General features: G+C 44.1%; 15 protein-coding genes and 1 pseudogene. 7 read left to right on the top strand and 9 right to left on the bottom strand.

The window, feature by feature from the left end:
• Positions 1 to 79 precede the first annotated feature (79 nt).
• From priA to JGK16_RS00365, 3 genes are all read right to left on the bottom strand, one after another.
• Positions 80 to 2,665 carry a primosomal protein N' gene (gene priA / locus JGK16_RS00375; RefSeq protein ID WP_293189181.1) on the bottom strand — a complete coding sequence of 862 codons (2,586 nt, stop codon included), beginning with the start codon at positions 2,663 to 2,665 and terminating at the stop codon, positions 80 to 82.
• Positions 2,666 to 3,240: 575 nt separating this feature from the next.
• The gene (locus tag JGK16_RS00370; RefSeq protein WP_293176646.1) at positions 3,241 to 5,346 is read right to left on the bottom strand and encodes an ATP-binding protein; all 2,106 of its coding nucleotides are present in this window, start codon (positions 5,344 to 5,346) and stop codon (positions 3,241 to 3,243) included.
• 120 nt (positions 5,347 to 5,466) lie between these two features.
• A complete protein-coding gene (locus JGK16_RS00365) occupies positions 5,467 to 6,486 on the bottom strand; it encodes an ABC transporter substrate-binding protein (RefSeq protein ID WP_293189179.1) in 1,020 nt (339 codons plus the stop codon).
• A 481-nt stretch (positions 6,487 to 6,967) separates the two neighbouring features.
• Here JGK16_RS00365 and JGK16_RS00360 point away from each other — a divergent pair.
• The 3 genes and pseudogenes from JGK16_RS00360 to JGK16_RS00350 all read left to right on the top strand — a co-directional run bounded on the left by JGK16_RS00360 (position 6,968) and on the right by JGK16_RS00350 (position 9,762).
• Positions 6,968 to 8,252 (top strand): annotated as a pseudogene (locus JGK16_RS00360) (transposase).
• Between the two features lie 355 nt (positions 8,253 to 8,607).
• Positions 8,608 to 9,552, top strand: a complete 945-nt coding sequence (locus JGK16_RS00355) for a fused MFS/spermidine synthase (protein WP_293176650.1) — start codon at positions 8,608 to 8,610, stop codon at positions 9,550 to 9,552.
• Positions 9,553 to 9,591: 39 nt separating this feature from the next.
• Positions 9,592 to 9,762, top strand: coding sequence for a YqaE/Pmp3 family membrane protein (locus JGK16_RS00350; RefSeq protein WP_293189173.1), 171 nt, complete (start codon positions 9,592 to 9,594; stop codon positions 9,760 to 9,762).
• A 506-nt stretch (positions 9,763 to 10,268) separates the two neighbouring features.
• Here JGK16_RS00350 and JGK16_RS00345 read toward each other — a convergent pair.
• The 3 genes from JGK16_RS00345 to JGK16_RS00335 all read right to left on the bottom strand — a co-directional run bounded on the left by JGK16_RS00345 (position 10,269) and on the right by JGK16_RS00335 (position 14,088).
• Positions 10,269 to 10,979, bottom strand: a complete 711-nt coding sequence (locus tag JGK16_RS00345) for a hypothetical protein (RefSeq protein WP_293189171.1) — start codon at positions 10,977 to 10,979, stop codon at positions 10,269 to 10,271.
• Positions 10,980 to 11,193: 214 nt separating this feature from the next.
• Positions 11,194 to 12,561: a transcriptional regulator gene (locus JGK16_RS00340; protein ID WP_293189169.1), complete on the bottom strand. Its 1,368-nt coding sequence runs from the start codon at positions 12,559 to 12,561 to the stop codon at positions 11,194 to 11,196.
• Positions 12,562 to 12,621: 60 nt separating this feature from the next.
• Entirely contained in the window at positions 12,622 to 14,088 is a 1,467-nt protein-coding gene (locus JGK16_RS00335) for an ATP-binding protein (RefSeq protein WP_293189167.1), read from the bottom strand.
• A gap of 149 nt (positions 14,089 to 14,237) precedes the next feature.
• On the opposite strand from JGK16_RS00335, the gene JGK16_RS00330 reads away from it, so the two are divergent.
• Positions 14,238 to 14,534: a hypothetical protein gene (locus JGK16_RS00330; RefSeq protein ID WP_293189165.1), complete on the top strand. Its 297-nt coding sequence runs from the start codon at positions 14,238 to 14,240 to the stop codon at positions 14,532 to 14,534.
• A 124-nt stretch (positions 14,535 to 14,658) separates the two neighbouring features.
• Here JGK16_RS00330 and JGK16_RS00325 read toward each other — a convergent pair whose 3' ends face one another.
• Entirely contained in the window at positions 14,659 to 15,924 is a 1,266-nt protein-coding gene (locus tag JGK16_RS00325; protein ID WP_293189163.1) for a lipid-A-disaccharide synthase, read from the bottom strand.
• 37 nt (positions 15,925 to 15,961) lie between these two features.
• Here JGK16_RS00325 and JGK16_RS00320 point away from each other — a divergent pair, with 37 nt between their 5' ends.
• Together JGK16_RS00320 and JGK16_RS00315 are read left to right on the top strand one after the other, a co-directional pair.
• Positions 15,962 to 16,438: an ankyrin repeat domain-containing protein gene (locus tag JGK16_RS00320; RefSeq protein WP_293176656.1), complete on the top strand. Its 477-nt coding sequence runs from the start codon at positions 15,962 to 15,964 to the stop codon at positions 16,436 to 16,438.
• A gap of 79 nt (positions 16,439 to 16,517) precedes the next feature.
• Positions 16,518 to 17,177 carry a Uma2 family endonuclease gene (locus tag JGK16_RS00315; protein WP_293176658.1) on the top strand — a complete coding sequence of 220 codons (660 nt, stop codon included), beginning with the start codon at positions 16,518 to 16,520 and terminating at the stop codon, positions 17,175 to 17,177.
• A gap of 81 nt (positions 17,178 to 17,258) precedes the next feature.
• On the opposite strand, the gene JGK16_RS00310 is transcribed toward JGK16_RS00315, so the two are convergent.
• Both JGK16_RS00310 and JGK16_RS00305 read right to left on the bottom strand, forming a co-directional pair.
• Positions 17,259 to 18,302: a calcium-binding protein gene (locus JGK16_RS00310; protein ID WP_293176660.1), complete on the bottom strand. Its 1,044-nt coding sequence runs from the start codon at positions 18,300 to 18,302 to the stop codon at positions 17,259 to 17,261.
• A gap of 221 nt (positions 18,303 to 18,523) precedes the next feature.
• Entirely contained in the window at positions 18,524 to 19,510 is a 987-nt protein-coding gene (locus JGK16_RS00305) for a calcium-binding protein (RefSeq protein WP_293176662.1), read from the bottom strand.
• Positions 19,511 to 20,150: 640 nt separating this feature from the next.
• Between JGK16_RS00305 and JGK16_RS00300 the strand changes: the two genes are divergently transcribed.
• On the top strand, positions 20,151 to 24,146 hold the full coding sequence (locus JGK16_RS00300) for a magnesium chelatase subunit H (protein ID WP_293189161.1): 3,996 nt from the start codon (positions 20,151 to 20,153) through the stop codon (positions 24,144 to 24,146).
• Positions 24,147 to 24,155 lie beyond the last annotated feature (9 nt).

Raw genomic sequence — 24,155 nt, 5'->3', positions numbered from 1 at the left:
CGCGGAGGCGGACATTGTTTGTGTAGACGCGGTTTCAACCGCCGTCTGATCTTTGCATCTCTCGCTTTTCCATCCCCAATCAACCAAAATTCAACGGATCGACATCAATAGTTAGACTAACAGAACGCGGCGTACGTGAAGCGAAGCTATCCCGAAGGGAATCGCGCAACCCGACTAAATCCGACAAATCCAGCGACTCATCCAAAGGTAACTTCAGCAAAATCTGCCACCGATAGCGGTTCGCCACCCGCATAATCGCCGCCGGTGCAGGCCCCAACATCTCGCAGCCAGACGCCGAAAGTCGATCGATATACTGTTGACAAACAGACGCCAATTGTACCGCAGTCACCGCCACCTCCGCCGCATCCACACTACTCAACCGCAACAAAATCAACCGCCCCGAAGGTGGATAATTCAGCGCCGCCCTTTCTGCTAATTCCGTCTCCACAAAACTTGTATATTCGTGCCGCCTCACAGCTTGAACCACTCGATGTTCGGGAGTGTAAGTTTGAATAATTACCCGCCCCGGATCGTCGCCTCTACCCGCACGGCCCGCAACTTGAGTTAAAGTTTGAAAAGCCCGTTCGCTAGCGCGATAATCCGATAAATTCAGCAATCCATCAGCAGACACAACTCCCACCAATGTAACTTGAGCTAAATCTAACCCCTTCGTCAGCATTTGCGTACCAAGTAAAATATCAGCTTCCCCATTCGCAAATTGAGTTAACAATCGGCGGTGATCGCCCTTATTTCTAGTAGTATCGCTATCAAACCGAATCGCCCGCAATTCTGGAAACAATCTCGTTAATTCCTGTTCCACTCGCTGAGTGCCGCTACCGAAGTTTTTGAAGTAAGGAGAACTGCATTCTGGACAATTTTGAGGATGTCTTTCCGTGTGGTTGCAGTAGTGACAGCGCAGGATTTCTGCTGTGCCTTCGCCGACCTGGTGATAAGATAGAGAAACATCGCAATTCGGGCATTCCATCACATAGCCACAACTCCGACAAGACACAAACGTGCTGTGTCCTCTGCGGTGAATAAATAGGATGCCTTGCTGTTGTCTTGCTTGCAATTGTTCCAGGGCATTTTGCAAAGAAGTGCTGAAAATTGAGCGGTTCCCTTGCCGCAATTCTTGGCGCATATCCACTACTTCCACGGGCGGCATCGGGCGGGAATAAACGCGCGTTGGTAATGATAAATAATGGATAGTTGGTAACGAGTGATAATCTCGGCGCGTCCCTACCAACGTCTCTAAAGCTGGCGTTGCGGAACCTAAAATTAACGGACAATTTTCTAATTCGGCGCGCCATTTGGCAACGGTGCGGGCGTGGTAGCAGGGCGCTGGTTGGTCTTGTTTGAAGCTGCTGTCGTGTTCTTCGTCGAGGATAATTAAGCCGAGGTGCGGTAATGGTGCGAAAATGGCCGATCGCGTGCCGATGACAATTTGTGGCGTTCCTGTGAGCATCTGGCGCCATGTATCGTAACGTTCGCCGTCGGATAGGCCGCTGTGGTACACGCAAATTTGCTCGCCAAACCGGGCGCGGAATCTGTCTGTCAGTTGCGGTGTCAAGCCGATTTCCGGGACGAGCACGAGGGCGGATTTGCCGCTGGCGAGGATTGGGGCGATCGCCTGCAAATACACTTCAGTCTTACCAGAACCGGTAACGCCGTGCAACAGCACTTGACGGAATCCCGAAAAACTGTTAATAAACCCTAAAGCTTCAGCTTGAAAACGAGTTAAAGTTTTCGGTGCATCGGGTAATTGAGCAATTCCGCGATCGCCCCTGAGAACTTCCCTTTGATCGATGACAACGCTACCTTTCTGTTCCAAATTTTTGACAACCGAAGCACCCGCGCTGCAAATTCTCAGCAAATCATTCATCCACATTTCACCGCCGCCGCGCCGCAAAACTTCCAATACTTCTTGTTGGCGCTTAGTTAAATCCGTGACAAAGGCGCTGGGGATTAATATCACTGCCGGTTTGAGTTGTGGTTTCGGAGGATTGGGCGGTTCTAAATAACTTTCTACCCAACCGCGTTGCAATAAATCTTTCAATCCCCGATAACTTCCCTTGACTTGGCGCTGAAGGTATTGCCAAGTGTAATCGCCCTTTTTTTGAGCTTGCAGCAATTGCAAAATTTGACTGGCGGCGGGATTCAAAAATGTTTCGGCATTTGGAGAAACAGCATCTTTAATTAACCTAATCCGGCGCACTGAACGGCTTAACAAACCGGGTGGCAGCGAAGCTCTAATTACTTGAATTAATGTTGTACAATAATAAGCAGATACTCGTTCGAGCAATTGCCAGTAAGTAGGCGGAAAAAAGCCCGTACTGACAACATCTTCGACATCTTTCACCCGCCCCGGATCTAAGTCTGCCGGCAGTTGAGAAACGAACCGAATTGCGATCGCCCCTACCTGTTGGCTGCCAAAGGGTACACTCAAAATATCCCCCGGCTGCACGTTCAATTCCGCAGGTAAGCGATAGGTAAATAACTTGTTTTCCTCCCCCGGCGAGTCCCCCGCGCCCCTGAAAGGAGAGTCCACCAACACCTCGATCCACTGTGCCGATGTGGTGGGGCGTTGCGGCGGTTGGCTGCTACCGTAGGATGCCCCGGCCTCTGCCGCGGAGGGGGTTAATAAACCAAAAGTGACAGTAGACATAGGGTTTCACATCAAACTAGGAGGAGCCGCGGTCATAGGGAGTTTTTATTATCCCTCAGTTTAGCTTATTAAGACTAAAATCCCTGAAAAATCTCGCTTCTAACTTAGTCTAGATCCCCCTAAATCCCCCTTAAGAAGGGGGACTTTGAGAATACTCCTGTCCCACCCCCTACTCCCCTTTTTTAAGGGGGTTAGAGGGGATATAGATCCTAATAGTCAGACAGCAGAGTGATAATACATTCGCAGCTCAAATTGACACACTTTGCTCGCGGCGCCGTTTCATTAGCCGATATCTGTAAATTAGTCAACTAAAAATATAGCCTTTCTCAAAAAAGTGAGGTATGCCCGCTAGTCTTATGCGGGTGCATCTGGTTTTTGAAGCCTGAAGAAGCATGACCGCATATAAGTTATTAGTTATAATCCCATATTGACGGAGGTCATGCTTCGCCCCTACGGATATATTTGCCTTGCGCCAGATGCACCCTCTTATGCCCTATGCCCTATGCCCTATGCCCTATGCCCTATGCCCCATGCCCATTAGTACCTCATCTTTCTGAGAAAGGCTACAGCTTAGATTAACTGCGGGATTTCGCGATCGGAATCTCGATCGCAAATTCAGTCCCTTCTCCCACTGTCGATATGCACTCCAACCTCCCGCCGTGTTTGTCCACCACAATTTGATAGCTAATTGATAGCCCCAAACCTGTACCTGTACCCACTGGTTTTGTCGTAAAGAAAGGGTCAAAAATTTTTGTTTTCACTGCGTCATCTATTCCCGGCCCATTATCCTTAATACTGATTTTTACCAAATTGTTTTTTGAAATAAATGTACTAATTATAATCTGACCTTGAGAGTGAGCTTGATGTTTTTGGGAATCGTGATTTTCGGGATTGTGCAAAGCATATATAGAATTACTCAAAATATTCATAAATACTTGATTTAGCTGCCCCGCATAACATTCAATGAGTGGCAAATCTCCATAATCTTTGACAATCTCAATCTCCTTAAAATTGGGTTTGGCTTTGACAGCACTCTGTAAAATCAAAAGCGTGCTATCAAGTCCTTGATGAATATTCACTGGTTTGAGGTCTGATTCATCCAAGCGAGAGAAATTTCGCAAACTTAGTACAATTTCACGAATGCGATTAGTACCCACTTTCATTGAAGACAATATTTTCGGCAGATCCTCGCCGACAAACTCCAGATCGCTATCTTCAATCAAATCTGCAATTTCCGCCTTAGGATTCGGATATTCCTGCTGGTACAAATCGATTAAACTTAATAGGTTGTGACTGTAGGTACTAACGTGAGAAAGATTGGCGTGAATGAAATTAACAGGGTTATTAATCTCGTGGGCTACACCAGCGATCATTTGACCGAGGGAAGACATTTTTTCTGTTTGAATTAGTTGAGCCTGGGTTTTCTGTAAATCTTGCAGAGTTTGTTTGAGTTGTTTAGATTGAGCAGTAGCAGTAGCCGCAAGTTTATCCTTAAGTTCTAAAATTTGACGCATTTCTGCCTCAGCGTGCTTGCGCTTGGTGATGTCAAAGATTACTCCGTCAAGCCAGAGAAGATCGCCGTTTTCATTAAATATGCCTTGACCTTTGTCTGACACCCATCTCACAGTCTTATCCGCTCTAATAATGCGGTACTCGATGATATAATCCCGTTTTTTCAAGATTCTTTTATCGATAATCTTCTGTACCATTGCTGCATCTTCAGCATGGATGATACTGTTAAAACTTCGCACTCGATTGTCAATAAAATCGGTGGCGGAGTAGCCCGAAATATCTGCGATCGCATCACTGATAAACTCGATCGTCCAGTCGGCATCGAATACCCATCGATAAACCGCACCCGGGAGATTGGAAACCAAGCTTCTGAAACGTTTCTCGCTGTCTTGGAGCACCTCCGTATCAGACTGAATGCGATCGCCCATTTGGTTAAAAGCGGCCGCAATCTGAGCAAGTTCATCAGATCCTCCCAGTTGCGCGCGCGCGTCCAATTTTCCTTGGCTGAAGCTATTGCTCGCTGCTACCAGCCTCGCAGCCCGCCCTGTCAAGGTTTTATCAAAAAACAACCAGACAATTATGCAAAATACAGCTAACCCAATACTCGTTTCGGCCGATCGCTGCAAAGTATCTGCATAAGATTGCTGCTTGAATAACAAAATATCATACTCTACCAAAAGAATGCCGACTCTCGAAGGGCGAACTTCTCCCGGCTGGGCCCCCAACAAAACCGGATAAATTGCCCAGGTACTCTCTTTATTTTGAGCAAGCTTGACTTCTCCTGACATCTTTTCCCGAACTTTGAAAAATTCTTCTGGCAAATAGTTAGGTAACGAGATTTCGGCGATCGGGTGATTCCGCAATTCGTAACGGGTTGCCAAAATTACTCGGTTATTTTCATCACAAAGCAACGCTAAGCGGATATTTCGCTCGCTACCCAACTTGCTAATTGCGATTTCCACTTGCTCAACATCTCCTCTGCGGTACAAATATTCCAGCATTCCTGAGATTTGATTTGCAGAAAACTTTAAATCGTTAATTCCTTTTTCTTCTTGCCGCCGATACGACTGATGTACCTCTCGTTCAAAAGAAAATAAACCCAGCAAACTGCCGAAAGTCAACAGGATTAAAGGAATTGATAAACGTAGAGAAAAAGGGAATTGTTTCATAGTTAGAAATGATATAAATTTGAGTTCCTAGATTGTTGTTGCTAATTTCAACCCAAAATATGCAAATCAATAGTCACTTAAAACTCATATTTGTTCCCGACTAACTAGAATTATAATCGATCAATATTTCACTTTTTTGACCAATTTGTCGTCCAACAAAGGAGCAGGATTTACAGCTTTTGGCAGCAACTTGTTTTCTAGCATCACTTGAGACAATCGCTTGACGCCATTCAGCAATGACGGATCTGTTTTCCCTAGTAACTTTTGATTTTCTTGGAGGCTTGGACTGCTCAGCCCTTTTAAAGATTCTAAGAATTGTTCTGGAGTCACTCCTGTACGGGGAGCTATGCGACTAGCAGCATCCTGGGGATTTTTTGTCAAGTAATCTAGGGCGCGAAACCGACCGTCAACTAAAGCCTGCAAAGCCTTGGGCTGCTTGTTAATTACATCGTCGCGTACTATCAGAACATCGACAATTTCACCGGGGATTTGCGAACTATCAAACAGTTGTTTTGCGCCTACTGCTAGCAGCTTTGTCCGAGCATATCCAAAGGTAACAACAGCATCTACCTTTCCATCTTTAAAAGCTCGTTCATGTTCCGATACTCCTAAAGAAACAATTTTGATATCTTTAGGTGACATACCTTTTTGTTCTAAGGCACGGGTAATTATGAATGCTCCTAGTGCAGTAGATTCGACGCCTACTGGTCGGTTTTTTAAGCCTTGCAAATTTGGAATCTCTGGTTTGCCGAGAATCACATCCCCACCGTTAGAAAAATCCATTACAACTACAATCTTTACGTCGGGATTGGTTGCTGCCAATACCAAAGCTTGGTCGATGGATATGCCCGCTGCTTCAATTTCTCCATTTCGATAGGCTCGTACCTCTTCTGTACCTGAAGGGTAATCTACTAATCGAATAGGAGTATTGTCATAGTACCCTAAACTGCGAGCCAAGTACAGAGTTTCATAGCCAGGCCAAACATTGGCACCGACTCGCAAAGGGGCTTCTGCTTTCGTGCAACTAGCTAATATCACTGTACACAGGGTGACTGTCGCAATGCCAAGCATAAAGCTTTTTAGTTTCCGGCTCACTTTTTTCCAAAACTTGAGGTCAAACATCAGAAGATTTTTCAGCATATACTTAGGTAAGCTCCTGCTTATTGATTAGTAAATTATACTTGTTGGTCAGCACTTAAGTTCAGGTGGTGCGATCGCCAATATTGACCAATATATTCAATATAAACACCGATCGCCAACTTCTAGCAGCGACTTGAAAGTGAATAATTGCCCTGCAACAAATAACCTGTGACCAACAACTTTGTAGCCAACCTGCGTGGGTACAAGTATTAACACCAGTTTTATAAAGTTTTGCGATAAAAGTATTCGTAGGATGTGTCGCTTGCGATAAATTACTGGCATTGAATTGCAAATCTGATAGCGACGCACCTTACCCATCGGGTAGAGCAAGCCCAACAATTGTTTTGTAGCACGATTTGTTATAAATGGTATTATAAAACTTTATTAAGCTTGTAAGCAGTAGTAAGCAACGGTAGTACCATATAGTCATAAGGGTCAATAAGCGAGAATTATTGCGCTCGTTAAAAAAGGGAGAGTCTGAATGCAACTAGCAGAGAGACACATCATTAAATCCACCGAGAATCGTTTTGTTGAAATAGACGGACTAGCCTTTAGATCCAAAAATTTGTACAACGCGGCTAACTATGTTATCCGTCAGAGTTTTGTCTATGGATGGGGTTATATAAATTACAACGAAATGAATCGTTTAATGAAATATCATCAAGCATACAAGGAATTACCAGCCAAGGTAAGTCAACAAATATTAATGATATTAGATAAGAATTGGAAGTCTTTTTTTGAAGCAGTCAAAGCTTACAAAATTGAGTCCACGAAATTCACGGGTCGCCCCAAATTACCAAAATATAAACATAAAGTCAAGGGTCGGAATATTCTCGTCTATACAATTCAGGCGATTAGTAGCAAGGAACTAAAGAAAGGAATTATCAAGCTGTCTGGTACTAATATTTTAATTAAAACCCAGATCAAACCAGAACGAATTTGTCAAATTAGATTAGTGCCAAAATGCGATTCCTATGTAATTGAGGTAATTTACAATGCCTGTACTGAGCCGGAGTCCACCCTTGATGAAAACAAAAAAAAATTAGTAGCTAGTATCGATTTAGGACTGAATAATTTAGTGGCGTTAACTTCAAATCAGCCGGGATTTGTCCCTTTACTGATTAACGGGCGACCACTGAAATCAATTAATCAATTCTACAACAAGCGTAAGGCGCAGCTACAATCTCAGTTAAAAGGAAATCGCCAAACTTCATCACGCATTCAGCGCCTAACTCGTTGCCGCCATCAAAAAGTTGATAATTACTTGCACCATGCTAGTCGGCAGATTATGAATCTGCTCAAATCACAAGAGATTGGGACGCTAGTAATTGGCAAAAACCTACAATGGAAAAACGAGATTAATTTAGGAAAGAAAACCAATCAAAACTTTGTCAGCATTCCTCATTCTCGACTAATTGAAATGTTGAAATACAAAGCTGAATTGCTCGGAATAAAGGTAATAGAGCAAGAAGAATCTTATACTTCCAAATCGAATTTTCTGAATTTAGACCCAATTCCTGTCTACGGGAATATTGGAGCCCAGGATGTCACATTTAGTGGGAAGCGAATTAAGAGAGGATTGTACAGAACATCGTGCGGTCGATTGATTAATGCCGATGTTAATGGTTCTTATAACATTTTGAGAAAAGCAATCCCAAATGCCTTGTGCAATGGGATACGTCGTGGGCGTAGTTCAGCCAAGGCGGGTTAATCCGCTCGAAGTGAAAGCGAAAGGGGAGGGACTCAATGCCTCCCATGTCGTGTAATAAACGACTATACTTTTACCAGCTATGAATACCATTGCGATCGAGTTTTGCGATAAAAGAAGTGTTGGGAAAGAGTGAAACGGATGATTATTTACACCGCAGAGAGTTTGTCAGGTGCGTCGCGGTGAGATTGTGGATATGCAAGTTGAGGTATCCCAATGCCAAATGCCCTGTTTGCCAAATGCCCTGTTTGCCAAATGCCCTGTTTGCCCAATGCCCATGAGTACCTCATATGGGAGATGGAAAGGCTATAACTCCCATGTGTCGATCGCACTTACACACCAGCGCCATTTTATGGTAGGAATTAATACTTGCGAGAAAATCGACACAGCAGTTCACATTGGGAGAGTATTGAATGTCAGGTAGCGAAGTCCGTGCAGACTTTTGGATGAGCGAGTACATTACCCCTTGGGATATTTACGTTCACGGCATCATCGGCGTGCTCGCTTACAAAAAAACAGCCTATCAGGAAATGTACGTAGTTCAAACCGGAACCTACGGCAAAGGCTTAGTTTTGGACGGGAAATGGCAATCTTGTACGGGCGACGAGTTTCTGTACCACGAACCCCTCGTGCACCCAGCCATGATTGCTCACGGTTCGCCCAAAAAAGTGCTAGTTCTCGGCGGTGGCGAAGGAGCTACAATTAGAGAAGTGTTGCGCTGGAAAAGTGTTGAAAAAGTAGTGATGGTAGATATTGACGGCGAAGTAGTAGAAGCTTGCCGCGAACACCTGCCAGAAATGCACCAAAACGCCTTTGACGACCCCCGTTCCGAAGTAGTAATCGGCGACGCTTTGGACTATTTAGACAACACAGATAACGATTGGGATATTGTGATTTCCGACTTATCCGATCCCATTGAAGAAGGGCCATCTTTCCAGTTGTTTACCAAGGAGTATTTTGAGAAAGTCCGCAAAATACTGTCACCTAATGGATATTTCGTAGTGCAAGCGGGCCCAGTTTCTCCAGCAGAAATGAAAATGCACGCCCGCATTGTCAACACCCTGAAATCGGTTTTCCCCAACGTTCAATCCTGCACCAGCTTTATTTCTACCTACGGAGCTCCTTGGGGTTTTGCGGTAGCTTCCAGCCAAGAAATAAACACGCGGCCAGAACCTGAAGTTACCGACAAATTGCTCGCCGACAAAACAATTGGTGGGTTGCGGATGTTAGACGGGATTACACTGTTGGGACTGATGCAAGTTCCCGGTCACTTACGAAAAGTAATCGCCGAGGAAACCGAAGTTTATACGATCGCAGCACCGCCTAAATTTTTCGGGAAAGGGTCTGTCGGTCAGTGAAGTTAAATTGAAAGAGAAAAGTCGTTTGGAGTAACTCACATGGGCAGTTTAATCCGCATAGTCGCTGCAATTTTTATTCCCCCGCTGGGCGTATTTTTGACCGTCGGAATTGGAGGTGATTTTTGGATCAACCTGGTTCTAACCTGTTTTTTCTGGTTTCCGGGCATGATTCACGCCATTTGGGTAATTGCCAAGCACGATCGGGGCTAGGTTGATATCAAAAAGACCTGTAAGGGCGGGTTCACAAACAATATCTGTCAGCAGCGCAGGGATATATAAACCCGCCCCAACCCAACAAATAACTAACAGGCTGCATCAATTTTGATTGTCATGGAATAATGCAGGTTGATATTATCTGTGGGGTGGGGGTGGGTTTATTTAGGATCGCAAATTAAATAATTTACACAAGTCTGTGGGATGGGCGTCCCGCCCGTTCAAAAAGGACGGGCGGGACGCCCATCCCACAAGAAGCATAAAAATTGTAAGTTATTTAATTTTCATTCCTTACATTGTTGGTTGGTGTTCGATATTGTTGGTTAACCCACCCCTACGATATTTGGGATAATTATGAATTATGCCTTGATTTTGATGTGATTTGATATTGTTTGTGGGGTGGGGGCGGGTTTATTTAAATTGTTGGTTGGTGTTGGATATTGTTGGCGAACCCGCCCCTACGATATTTGGGTAAATAGGGAAATTTGGATTGATTTTGATGCTCAACTTGACTGTTGGCTGAGCCAATCGCAGAAGCTGCTATGATAGAAGCTATAGCAAATTTCTCCGGCGATTTGCTGGGGATTTAAGAACTCACACCAATTTTCTAAGGCTTTCTCAACGTCGTATTCATCCTCATCAATTATTTGGCCGATCGCACTTACAGACAAACCCGATCGCGATTTTGCCAAAACAGACACCACAGCCAACTCAACTGGCGAGAAACCATCACCTCTCATCTGCTGGTAGTGGTTTTGATAATACGCTGCTAAACCGGGAGGAAGGAGAGAGAAAAGTGAGGACGTTTCTCCCAGATTAGCATCGGGCTGTGAATCCCGGGCAATGGCGGGTAACATCTGACTCAGATACATGAAATTGTTTTCGCTGTGAGTTGCGAGTTGTTGAGCCAATTCCGGTGCAGTTGAGAGGTATTGCTGAATGTAGTTAAGGGCATCTTCGCGATTTTGTTGGGGATAATCCCTTAAATCTAGGAGTTGAGAGGGCGCTTCAATTAACAAACCGGATTTTTCTTTGACAAACGGGCGGCGGGCGAGGATAAAATAAGTGCGATCGCCCAAATATCTCGGCAGATAAAACAGATTTGTGCTGGGTGGTTGGGAAGTAGGGGCGATCGCGTCTAGAGTATCTATGACAATTACCAACCGTTGCTGCGGATCTAGTCGATCGCTAATTTTCTGAAGCAACAAAGACAAAAACCAATTCCCATCATTGGAGTCGAGATTTTGAAGTTGAGATTTTAACTTGACAATTTCGGCTGTTTCCCCATTGGCAAGTAGGTATTTGTCAATCAGTTGAGTGCAGACAGAAGCGAGAAAATCGTGCGATCTATTTTTGCGATCGACTCCAGCATTGTAAAAGTTTTTTAGGCCGCCAACTTGTCCACAAATTTTCCCTTTTTTGTCATCCCTATTCTAAATACTTAGCAATCCGTTGTTCTAAATACTCAGCAATCCGTTGATTTACTTCCTTAAAAATCTTCCGCTTTGAATCCATCCCTCGTTTGGCTTTCAGAAAGTCAATGAAACTAGCATGATAAATGCTGTAGCAGATTTCTCCGTCTATATTCTGCTTTTTCAAATACTCAACCAATTCATCTTCTAAAACCTGTGCCACATCACATTCATCCACCTCTGCAATTCCAGCAATCATTTCGCAGCGAATCGGCGTGCCAATTTCAGCTAAAATATACAAGACAATCTCCATCAATTGCCCTGGCTTAGCTTCCATCCCCATCCGCACCCAATGGTTTTGATAATACTCTTGCAGCCCGTCGGGTAATTGCTTTAAATCCAAGTCATTGTAATCGCCATTAGCAATTGCTGGCAAAACATATCGCAAATACATAAAATTGTTTTCGCTTTTGTTTGCTACTTGCTCCATAAAATTCGTCTCGGCAATACTGCGGGTTTCAATCCAGTTTTTCAGTCTATTTCTAGTATCAGAATCGGTATCTAAAACAAATCGAATATATTTTTTGATATCATCCTGATTGGAATTAAGATACTCAGTATCTATTAAATATGACTCTACCGGAACGTCTACTAACAGCAGCTTTTGATAGAGGTCACAATATCGGCTCGTTAGCAAGAAATATACGTTATTGGGTAGAGTTTTTGGTAAATACAAAAGATTTCCTCCTACTTCTTGTTCGACTTCATCCAGTGCATCTATCGCAATTACCAAAGGTTCGTCAGGAGTGAGTTTGTCAGCGACCTTTGCCAGTAAATTTGGTAAATCAACATTTGCTAAATTTTGCAATTCATAGCAGTCAATCAATTGCCGACGAATGCTCTTCAAAAACAATTCTGGTGTGTTGCGGCGTTCGACGAGAATATTGAAATAGCAGGGAGAGTTATGTTCGGAGACGTATTTGGCAATGATCGAAGTTTTGCCCATTCCCGCAGCTCCGATGATTATAAAATAACCGTGAGGATTTTCGGTGATAAATTGCTGAAAAGCATCAAAAACAAATTGGCGGCCGCAAAATGTCTTAATTTTTTCTGCTATGAGTGATTCAAACTCTGGTGGTAACGAATTTTGAGCGTACCAATCTTTTGGGTCAACAATATCTGTTGGCTCTATTCCTAAAACTTTAGATATCTTAGTAACTTGCCATCTGTTTACTCTATGAAAACGGAGTAAGCGCTTAATTGTGGCAATGGAAACCTCAGATTCTATCGCTAGTGTTTCTATCGTAAGTCCAGCTTTTTTGTATAATTCTATGAGTTTGACTTTTCCAGTTGCACTGGATTGAACTGTATTGGATAGGTGCATAGTATGTTTTTAGATATGGTTGTTAGTTTGTCGAATTTAATCAAATAGTTTATCTGTGCTTTAAGTCGAGCTTAAATACTCATCTATTCTGTTGTTTATTGTTTGAAAGATAGCTCGGTTTGATTTCATCATATTTTGAGATTGTATAAATTCAATAAAGTTAGTGTGGTAGATAGTATAGTAGTCTTTACCAGATTTATTTTTTTGTTTCAAATACTTAAGCCAATCATGCAAAACACCTTCAATATAACATTCCTCTTCATCGGCAATTTCATGAAGTCTATCAATAGGAATCTGACAGCCACTTTTATAAACCAATATATACAAGAGAATTTGCCTTGATTTATCTTCATGATTCTGCATTTCCATAGCTTCCCAATGGGTCTGATAATACCTGCTCAGTGCAGGCGTTAACTTATTGAAAATTGGCTCCTGATAAGATTCATTAAGAATATCTTCTATTAAATAATTGAGGCATCTAAAGTTATTTTCACTTTTTTTAGCTATCCTATCAATAATGGTTTCTCTGCTGATATTGTGATTGTTCACCCAATGATTAATTTTTCTATTCAATTGATGTTCTTGAGCATTAAGATATGACAACAGGTAATCATTCATATCTTTATAGTGAAATTCCATATGACGTTGGTCAGTTAAATTAAATTGATATACTGGAGTACCTAAGTCAGTATTCAAACAATCCTTATTAAGATTATAATAATTGGTCTTAAGATTAGAAGGTTGTCTTGTTAGGAAAAAATAAACTCCATCTGGTAGAGTCTTAGGTAAATATAAAATATTTCGTCCCCCTACTTTCCCTTGATCGACTTCATCAAGATCGTCAACAACAATAACTAATCGTCCACTAAATTCCGTGTTGTTTGTAATTTTAGACAGCAAGGCAGGTAGATTATCTTCTTCTGAGTTATCCAAATCATAACGGTCAATAAGTTGTCGGCGAATACAATTTAAAAATTGCTCTGGTTTATTTTGATAATCCCTGGTAAAAAAGTAAGAAATCACCTCTGGATGATCGTAAACATACTTGGCAACAAGAGAAGTTTTGCCCATTCCTGCATATCCTACCAACACAAAGTAACCTTTTTCATTGGTACTGATAAATTGCTCAAAAGCTTCAAAAACAAATCGGCGCCCACAAAAAGTCTTATTGTTGTTTTTAATTAACGATCTAAATTCTTCAGGGTACGGAGATAATTTAGAAACTTGGTTTGCAACTACTGGTTGTGACGCTTGATAATACTTTTGTTTTAATTGAGTATGCAAAATATTCAACTTACCTGCACCTTGTTGATTGGCAAGTTCAGGAAAACTTGCTGAAAATTTATTGTAAATCTCTCCCAGTCGCTGTTTTACAGTAGGTTTTTCGATTTTTAAATGCGCTGAAAGCTGTGCCTGATTTAGGGGGGCTTTCTCAGGAGAGAACAGTGCTGCTAATAATGTTTCTGTTTGTTCGCTAGATAACCCACGCATCCCAGATTCGCCTTTAAGAAAATCCTGCCAATCCATACTTTAATTATACCTTGACTATACTTTGATTAGACCGACCTTTAGTAGACCTAAGTTTATACCTCCGGTCAACTTCACTCAATTACTGTCATGCAATGATTTTATTAGAACACAAAAGCAAGTATTGATAAACCAGAGAGGTCAGTCACATGAATTTTAACTTATTCGGCAACTCGCACCCTGATGAAGATTATAGCGAACTTAAAAGAGAAATGCTCCGAGAATCGCTGCGGCAAGTTCGCCAAAGCTACAATCTTGCCCTTGCAGTCACCGCGGCCTCGGCTATGATTACTTTCGGAGGCGTCGGACTGCTGTATTGTAATAAAATCTCGGAAGCTACCGTTACTGCTGTCGGCGGATTGTTGGCAAGTTTGGGCAGCATTCAGTTTGCTAAGCAAAAGCAGGAAGAATTGCGGGAGATGATGGAGGATTTGGATAAGGACTAAAGGATTCGTGTCAACCAAATTAGGTACGTTGTTGCGCTTCAGCGCTCTTTATAATATTACGAAAGAGCGCTGAAGCGCAACTACATACCTAACTAATTGGTGTGGCGACAGCAAACACCGATTATTAACGATCGCAAAAATCGACTTCTTCACAAACCAACTCAGCGATTTTCCGCGCCGCCCCAGACTCGCCGCGCACACTGCGGAGCCGATCGCCAATCCGTGCTAATTTATCAGGATGGCTCAAATAGTCGATCGCCAAATCAGCCACAACATCCGCTTCCAGCCGCCCGATCAACTCCGGCACAATCTCCTCGCCCGCCCAGATATTCGGCCAAGCATAAAGCTTTCCCTTCCCCAATTGCAGAATCAGCCAATTAATCCCCGTCGCAAAAACAGAACCGACTAACGGCAAATTTGCCAACAATCCCGGCAAACCATCCCAAGCTTTCATCGCATCCAACTGCTGCGTCGGAATCAACACAATCATCGGTACAGCTAACGAACCCAATTCCGCAGTATTCGCCCCCACAGTAGTCAAACACAGGCTGCATTCTGATAGCAAATCGTAGGCAGGAGTTTGCGTCCAAAGTTCTATTTGTAAGCCATTTGCTGTCTGCAAAAACGGCGATTCTGTTAAATGAAGTTCCGCGCTAGCGTTGGAAAATAAATGCAAGCAGGGATTTTGTTCAGCGTCGGCAAAACGTGCTAGAGTTTGCACATCTAAGCTCGGAGCAACCGGAATTACAAAGCGCGTTTCAGGGCGGACTCGATGGATCGATTGGGCGATCGCCAAACACAACGGTACACCTAAAGCTAATTTTGCCGCCTTAGAACCCGGTAACAATCCAATTAACTCTATTTCCCGTCGGGGTTGTACGCCGTCTTTTGTCTCCGATTTGCGATCGCCTACTTCCGCAATCAAATCTCCCACAACTGTAAATTTATCAGCATATTTTTGCGGAACTTTAGCCAAAACTTCCGGTTTCATCGCCGCAAACCTATCAATCCAGCGATACCACCGCGCGTCCCATTCTGCATAAGTAACAGTGCGATATTTTAGCCTTTTGCCAATAACAACCGTAAAAAATTGGTCGCCGCCTAAAAACAAAACAACTCCCGTTTCATACCAATCCCAATTTTGGGCAGTTTTGCCCGATAATAAAAATCGAAAAAAATGCTCCGGTGCTTGCACTCTATCCACTTCTGGGTAGCTCAATGCGATTTCTGCTTCTTTCCCCGTGGCGTGCGGACAGGGGGACAGCACCACGGAGATGCGCGCTTCTGTGCCCCTGTTTGCCAATTGCTGGCGCAATGCTTGCACGGCGGGACGCACCCAAGTTGCTAATTCTCCGGGCCCGTTGGAAAGGATTAAAATATCGACTGTCATAGCATTTAAGATTTAAAAGGATACAAGGGAGAATTCTATGACAGATTTAATGGATGCCGTCAAGATGGGTGATGTGGCGGCTGTGGAATGTGCGATCGAACAACGTGCAGATATCAACGCCAAAGACGAGGAAGGCGCGACGGCTTTGACGGCTGCGGCTGAGGTTGGCAATGCTGATATTGTCAAAAAATTGCTCGCAGCAGGTGCGGATGCTAACAGTCAGGATAATGACGGTTGGACGCCGTTAATGAGCGCCGCTGCTGCCGGACATACCGAGATTGTACAGCTTTTGCTGGATGCGGGGGCGGATGTGAATGCTAAAACTGCTTTTGGTTTGACGGCTTTGATGAGTGCGGCGGGTAGCGGGCGCGCTGATGTTGTGCAGGTTTTGATCGATCGAGGTTCCGATCTCAAAGCCAAGGATAATAATACTTGGACTGCGTTAATCTGGGCATCTTCGGAAAAGCACCAAGATGTGGTTGAGGTTTTGAAGCTGGCGCGCGATCGCCATTAACAACTTAGCAACCGGGTTTATCAAATAAACCCGGTTTCTGGATGATATAATTAATTAATAAATTTGCCATTTTTATATCATGGTACTATTCGATCGAGAAATGCGTTTGCCAACTAGCGCCGAACTCCCTTCTTCGGATGATACTCCAGTGGATAACGAAAATCAAAACTTTCTTCCCAACTTACTGTTATTCTTGCTCAAATTTCACTGGCGCGAGCGGAATGACTGGTTTTTTGCGGTGGATATGGGAGTTTATCACACGACGGGAGTAAGTCATCTAGTTCCAATCGTTCCTGACGGCTTTCTAAGTCTGGGTGTCGAAAGATTCAAAGGCGATACTTTGCGCCTCAGTTACGTCCTGTGGGAAGAAAATAATATTCCCCCGATTTTTGCCCTAGAGATTGTTTCTCAAACTTACGGCGGTGAATACGATAAAAAAATTGAGATTTATGCGCGGTTGGGCGTGCTATACTATGTGATTTACAATCCCTACTACTGGCGGCGAGACCAACAGCAACCGTTTGAAGTTTATCGTTTGGTAAATGGCGAGTACGAACAGCAAATTGGTGAACCTTTTTGGATGCCGGAAGTGGGTTTAGGAATTGGTCGAGGTCGGTACAGCGATGGGGAACGACAGTTGGAGGTTTTGTACTGGTTTGACGAACGAGGTACTAGGTATTTGACGGCTGAAGAATTGGTGGCTCAATATCGCGATCGCTTTGGCGAGTTGCCGGAATAGCAAAGCGCGATCGCCATTTTGTTTCAATGGGCGATTCCACCCATCAAATTCAACACCCACTCATTAATCGCTTCTGGATTTTTAGCCTAATAAAAAGTATGAAAAACTATTTAATGATTCTGGCAATCGATTCAAGTTCAAATTGCCGCCACCTTTAATTACGGCGATCGTGTCCAATACTATCGCACCAGATGAGCTATCTGAGAATTTTGTTTGAATTTGTAAATCTAGATTATTGTTGATAGGAGACAGAATGTACCAATCTAAATATCCTCCCAGCCGGATACTGTCCTGACCTTGTGTAAAGTTCTGAATTGTAGCAAAACCAGGCCCATTGTAGAAAACCTCAATGTTGACCAATGCAGATCTAATACCCATTGGCGTAGTCGTACCCAATAGGAATTCATCCTGACCTGTACCACCAATCAGAGTATCAAATTCATTGTCGCCCTTACTTTCATAAACCGTGAAGATCCCACTTGTGAGAACATTAGGGACACTTCTACCTACTTCAACTCCAATGAGTCTGGTATTCCCCGCCCCGAAACCAGTAACAATATCATTACCAGAAGTTCCGACAAAAGTCGCAGTACGATTAGGATCAAATTGTCCTAATTTCAGATAGTGTTCTCTGCCAGTTTTAAACACTCCTGAATTGACAAGTGACCTGATATCGCCAGTGAAATAATCCGGTTCAGAGAAAGAAGTCGCAAACAGACCATCTTTGATTCCGAATTTAATGAAATGCTGGTAACCATTTTTAAAGGTTCCATTTTGAATAAACGGTAACAAATCTCGATTATTTGCTACATAAAATGCTTGGTCGTAGTCAGGCGATACTCGCGTGCGACCTTCTTCGTAACCAAACTGGATAAAGTGGTCTAAACCAGAAGCAAAAGGCGCGTTTGGATTGCTTGAGTTGCGGATTGAGGGAACAATATCTGGATTTTGAGCTAGATAGGTTTGTTCGTCAAAGTAACGCGATACTGCGGTGAGGCCACCAGCTTGACCAAATTTTTCAAAGTGTTCTCTGCCAGATTTGATGATTCCTGCATCAAGTGCTGGTTTCAGCCACGGATACTGTGAAAGGTAGTATTGTTCGTCGAAGATGTCATAGTTTGTCATGCCATTTACCTGATTTTTAGTCTACAGATTTGTTTGTTAAAATCAACCCACTATTACTAACTCTACTAGCTCATTATGTCAAGTTAAGTATTATCTAGCAGCATTTTTTTTGCTGGTAGACACAAAAGGGCGATCGCAAGAAAACTCAAAAGCCATCAATCATCAGTATCAACTAATGACCAATGACTAATGACTAATGACTAATGATTAATGACCAATGACTAACCGATCGCGAAAGTACCGTTACCATTAGATTGGATGAAACTCAAATTCAAGTTTGCACCTCCTTCAATCACGCCGAGTACATCTCCAAAACGCTGGATTGACAAATTGCCACCAACAGGAGTCAGGCTGTAACCGCTTAAAGAATTTCCTTGCAGTTGGATCAAATCATTTTCTATGTCGAAGTTGCGAATCGTAGCTTGACCGTTACCTGTATACAGCGCTGCGGCGGAGGGATTCCCGGCTGATGCAGGAACTCCGAGGACGAATGTATCAACTCCCGGGCTGCCAATTAGGACATCGAATTCATTAGTTCCAAAGCTTTCATACTGCCGGTTTCCGTTGCGATCGATACCTACTTCTACTCCCACAAGTTCGGTATTCCCCACGCCAACGCCTGTGATAATGTCGTTGCTGCGGCTGCCTACAAAAGTTGCATCGCGGCTTGGCTCGTTTTTCCCGAAATTGAAGTAGTGTTCCCGACCAGTTTTCAAATTTCCAGAGTTGACAAATGGCACAATATCAGGATTTTTCTTTAAGTATTCCGGTTCAAAAAATGAAGTTCCAAAACGGCCTTCTTTGGCCCCGAATTGAATGAAATGCTGGTATCCTGATTTGAAAGGTGCATTAGCCCCGATAAACGATCGCAATTCTGAGTTATTTGCCAAATAAAAATCTTCGTTGTACTCAGGCGATACTTTAGTGCGGCGCTGTCCTTCATCGTAACCGAACTGAATAAAGTGATCGAGGCCGGTGGCAAAAGGCGCGTTTGGGTTGACAGTTTTGACAAAGGGTGCGAGATCTGGGTTGCCTGCAAGGTAAGTAGCTTCGTCAAAATAACGCGATACTTTAGTTAAGCCACCTGCTCTACCAAATTTTTCAAAGTGTTCTTTGCCAGATGCGATTACTCCGGCATCAATGGCCGGTTTGACCCAAGGATATTGGGCGAGGTAGTATTTTTCGTCGAAAATTGCGTAGTTAGCCATGTTTTATACCTATGGTTTTGATGAGCTTGATTGTGAATACCAATTAGCTTTTCATTGACTCGATCGCGGATCGGGAACTTACAGCAGATTCCATGTTTATGAAGTACGCCTCGGATCGAGAAATTCCGGTAGGGACACGGCATTGCCTTGTCCCTACTGCACTTCATAAACCTGGCATATACTGTATAGAATTCAGAAGTTATAAAATGGTTTTAAGTTCCTAGGCAAATATTGAGTTTTGTGACATACAAATTACTAGAATTTTTTATTCTATCTTCATAGATTATGCCTTTTCCCCCTCAATTAACTGCTCTATCGCAAGTATGATCTGTTATACAAAAGTTCGAGCTTGTTTCGGGATTTTTTTTCTCAAAGGTTTGTTGATTTTTGGGGATTTTTTTATGATAGCTTGCTTTAAACATATTTTATAAGATATGTCAAGTAAATTTTTGTAAAGATAATTTGGAGCATTTGCTCAAGGAATTTGTAAAATAATGTAACTAAAAATTGCAATAAATTTGTCGAATTGTGTAATTAGCAGGATCGAATCGCCTAATGGCAAGCGTTTTCTGGTAAAAATGCTTAGGGGACAAAAAAATTCCCGATTGCCGAAAACAGCATCTTAAAGGAGCCTAACCGGATGTTCACTCACGTCAAGCCCACCATTCGCCACGTCGTGCCGGAAAACTTGCAGGGGCGATCGCTCATGAAGGTGGTCTATGTCGTACTAGAACCGCAGTATCAAAGCGCCCTCTCCGCAGCGGTTCGAGCGATAAATAACAAAAATCCGAATCTGGCAATAGAAATCAGCGGCTATCTGATCGAAGAACTCCGCAGCCCGGAAAATTACGAGGCCTTCAAGCGGGATGTGGCTGATGCCAATGTATTTATTGCTTCTCTAATTTTTATCGAAGATTTGGCCGAAAAAGTGGTAGCGGCTGTGGAACCGCTGCGCGACAGCTTGGATGTCGCCGTCGTCTTCCCGTCGATGCCTGGGGTGATGCGACTCAATAAAATGGGCAGTTTCTCGATGGCGCAGTTGGGACAAAGCAAAAGCGCGATCGGCGAATTCATGAAAAAACGGAAGGAAAAATCCGGTAGTTCCTTCCAAGACGGAATGCTGAAACTGCTGCAAACTTTGCCGAAAGTGCTGAAATATTTGCCGATCGACAAAGCTCAAGATGCCCGCAACTTCATGCTAAGTTTCCAGTATTGGCTGGGCGGTTCCCAAGAAAACTTGGAAAACTTCTTGCTGATGCTGTCACATAAATATGTATTCAAAGGCCAGGAACAGTTAACTTTTCAAGAACCTGTTGTCTACCCCGACATGGGGATTTGGCATCCTTTAGCACCGTCCATGTTTGAGGATGTCAAAGGATATCTGAACTGGTATAATGCCCGCAAAGATATTTCCGCAGACCTCAAAGATCCCCTCGCACTTTGCATTGGTTTAGTGTTGCAGCGCACTCACTTAGTTACTGGAGATGACGCGCACTACGTAGCAATTGTGCAGGAATTGGAGGCAATGGGGGCGCGGGTGTTACCGATTTTTGCAGGCGGTTTGGACTTCTCGAAACCGGTTGAAAGCTTTTTCTTGGAAGTTGGGCCCAAAGGTGTGGCACCGCTGCCGATCGTAGATGCGGTAGTTTCTCTGACTGGTTTTGCGTTGGTTGGCGGCCCGGCGAAACAAGATCACCCAAAGGCGATCGAGACTTTGAAAAAGCTCAACTGCCCTTATATGGTGGCTTTGCCGCTGGTTTTCCAAACGACGGAAGAGTGGGAAAATAGCGATTTGGGCTTGCACCCGATTCAAGTTGCTTTGCAAGTGGCGATTCCTGAGTTGGATGGTGCGATCGAACCAATTATTTTGTCGGGTAGAGATGGCGCAACTGGAAAGGCGATCGCCCTGCAAGATAGAATCGAGGCGATTTCCCAGCGCGCCATGAAATGGGCAATGCTGCGGCGCAAACCAAAATTAGACAAGAAAGTTGCGATCACAGTCTTCAGCTTTCCGCCCGACAAAGGCAACGTCGGCACAGCCGCTTACTTGGACGTTTTCGGCTCAATTTACGAAGTATTGAAAGCCCTAAAAGGTAACGGTTACGACTTGCCAGAACTGCCGGATTCCGCCGAAAAACTGATGCAAGAAGTCATCCACGATGCAACAGCCCAATACCAAAGCCCGGAATTGAATATTGCTTACCGGATGTCGGTAGCTGAATACGAAGAATTCACTCCTTACTCGGAACGTTTGCAAGAAAATTGGGGCCCGCCTCCTGGGCATTTGAACAGCGACGGACAAAATTTGCTGATTTTCGGCAAACATTTCGGCAACGTATTTATCGGAGTGCAACCTACCTTTGGATATGAAGGCGATCCGATGCGGTTGTTATTCTCTCGTTCTGCTAGTCCGCACCACGGTTTTGCTGCTTACTACACTTATTTAGAGCGCATTTGGGGTGCGGATGCGGTGCTGCACTTTGGCACTCACGGTTCCCTAGAATTCATGCCTGGTAAGCAGATGGGAATGTCTATCGATTGTTATCCCGACAGTTTGATCGGCAAGATTCCTAACCTTTATTATTACGCCGCCAACAATCCCAGCGAGGCAACAATTGCTAAGCGTCGCAGTTATGCTGAAACCATCAGCTATCTGACTCCTCCGGCAGAAAATGCTGGTTTGTACAAAGGTTTGCAGGAACTCAGCGAGTTGATTGCTTCCTATCAAACTTTGAAGGATACGGGCCGGGGTGTGCCGATCGTGGATGCGATCGTCGAAAAATGCCGTTTGGTCAATTTGGACAAGGATATCACCTTACCTCCGGAACAGGAAAGAGGCGTTGCTGCGGGCATGACTGCGGAGGATCGGGACAATTTAGTTGGCTTGGTTTACCGCAAGTTGATGGAGATTGAATCGCGGTTGTTACCTTGTGGTTTGCACGTTGTTGGGAAGCCACCGACTGCGGAAGAGGCGATCGCAACACTCGTCAATATCGCTAATTTAGACCGGGAAGAAGACGGATTAGTCAGTTTGTCGCGGATTATTGCTTTAAGTTGCGATCGGAATATTGACGATATCTACACCAACAACGACAAAGGCATTTTAACCGATGTCGAATTGCTGCAAAACATCACCTTAGCTTGCCGCGATGCCGTCACCGCTTTAGTGAAGGAACAAACCGATGCTGAGGGTCGAGTTTCCCTAGTTTCCAAGTTGAATTTCTTCAACATGGGCAAGAAAACACCTTGGATTGAATCCTTACACGCAGCGGGTTACAAAAAAGTCGATGTAGACCTGATTAAACCGCTGTTTGAGTATCTGGAATTCTGCTTGCAGCAAGTTTGCGCCGACAACGAATTAGGTGCACTATTGCGCGCGCTAGAGGGCGAATACATTATCCCCGGCCCAGGCGGCGATCCGATTCGCAACCCGGATGTTTTGCCGACTGGCAAGAATATGCACGCTTTGGACCCGCAGTCAATCCCCACCACAGGGGCGATTAAGTCTGCTAAGGTTGTAGTCGATCGGCTATTAGAAAGACAGCGCACTGATAACGACGGCAACTATCCCGAAACCATCGCCGTTGTGCTCTGGGGAACCGACAACATCAAGACTTACGGCGAATCCCTCGCCCAAGTAATGTGGATGGTGGGAGTGAAGCCAGTACCCGACGCTTTAGGCCGGGTAAACAAACTGGAATTGCTGTCTTTAGAAGAGTTGGGACGGCCTCGAATCGACGTAGTAATTAACTGTTCCGGCGTATTCCGCGACTTGTTCATCAACCAAATGAATTTGTTAGATAAAGCCGTGAAAATGGCAGCAGAAGCCGACGAACCCTTAGAAATGAACTTCGTCCGCAAACACGCATTGAAGCAAGCGGAAGAAATGGGAATCAACCTGCGCCAAGCAGCCACCCGCGTCTTTTCCAATGCTTCCGGTTCCTATTCATCTAACGTCAACTTAGCGGTAGAAAACAGCACTTGGGAAAGTGAAGCCGAGTTGCAGGAAATGTACTTGACCCGCAAATCCTTCGCCTTTTCTTCCGACAATCCCGGAACAATGGAACAAGACAGGCAGATTTTTGAATCATCCTTAAAAACTGCTGAAGTCACCTTCCAAAACTTAGATTCTGCGGAGATTTCGCTAACCGACGTGTCGCACTATTTCGACTCCGATCCAACTAAATTAATCGGCAGTTTGCGCGCAGATGGGAAGAAACCAACATCCTTTGTTGCTGATACCACAACAGCCAACGCCCAGGTACGGACGCTATCAGAAACCGTGCGTTTAGATTCGCGGACAAAGCTGCTGAATCCGAAGTGGTACGAGGGGATGTTATCGCACGGTTATGAAGGCGTGCGGGAGATTTCTAAGCGTCTGGTGAACACGACTGGATGGAGTGCGACTGCCGGCGCGGTGGATAATTGGGTGTATGAGGATGTGAACGGTACGTTTATCCAAGATGAGGAGATGCAGAAGCGTTTGCTGAATTTGAATCCTCATTCTTTCCGCAAGATTGTCAGCACTTTGCTGGAGGTGAATGGTCGGGGTTATTGGGAGACTTCGGAGAGTAATTTGGACAGGTTGCGTGAACTTTATCAGGAGGTGGAAGATCGGATTGAAGGGGTAGAGTAGGATTTTAGT

It is taken from the genome of Microcoleus sp. PH2017_09_SFU_O_A (assembly GCF_020738625.1).
GTDB lineage: Bacteria > Cyanobacteriota > Cyanobacteriia > Cyanobacteriales > Microcoleaceae > Microcoleus.
The sequence above is the reverse complement of the archived record's forward strand: the minus strand, read 5'-3'. Positions and strand labels throughout refer to the sequence as shown.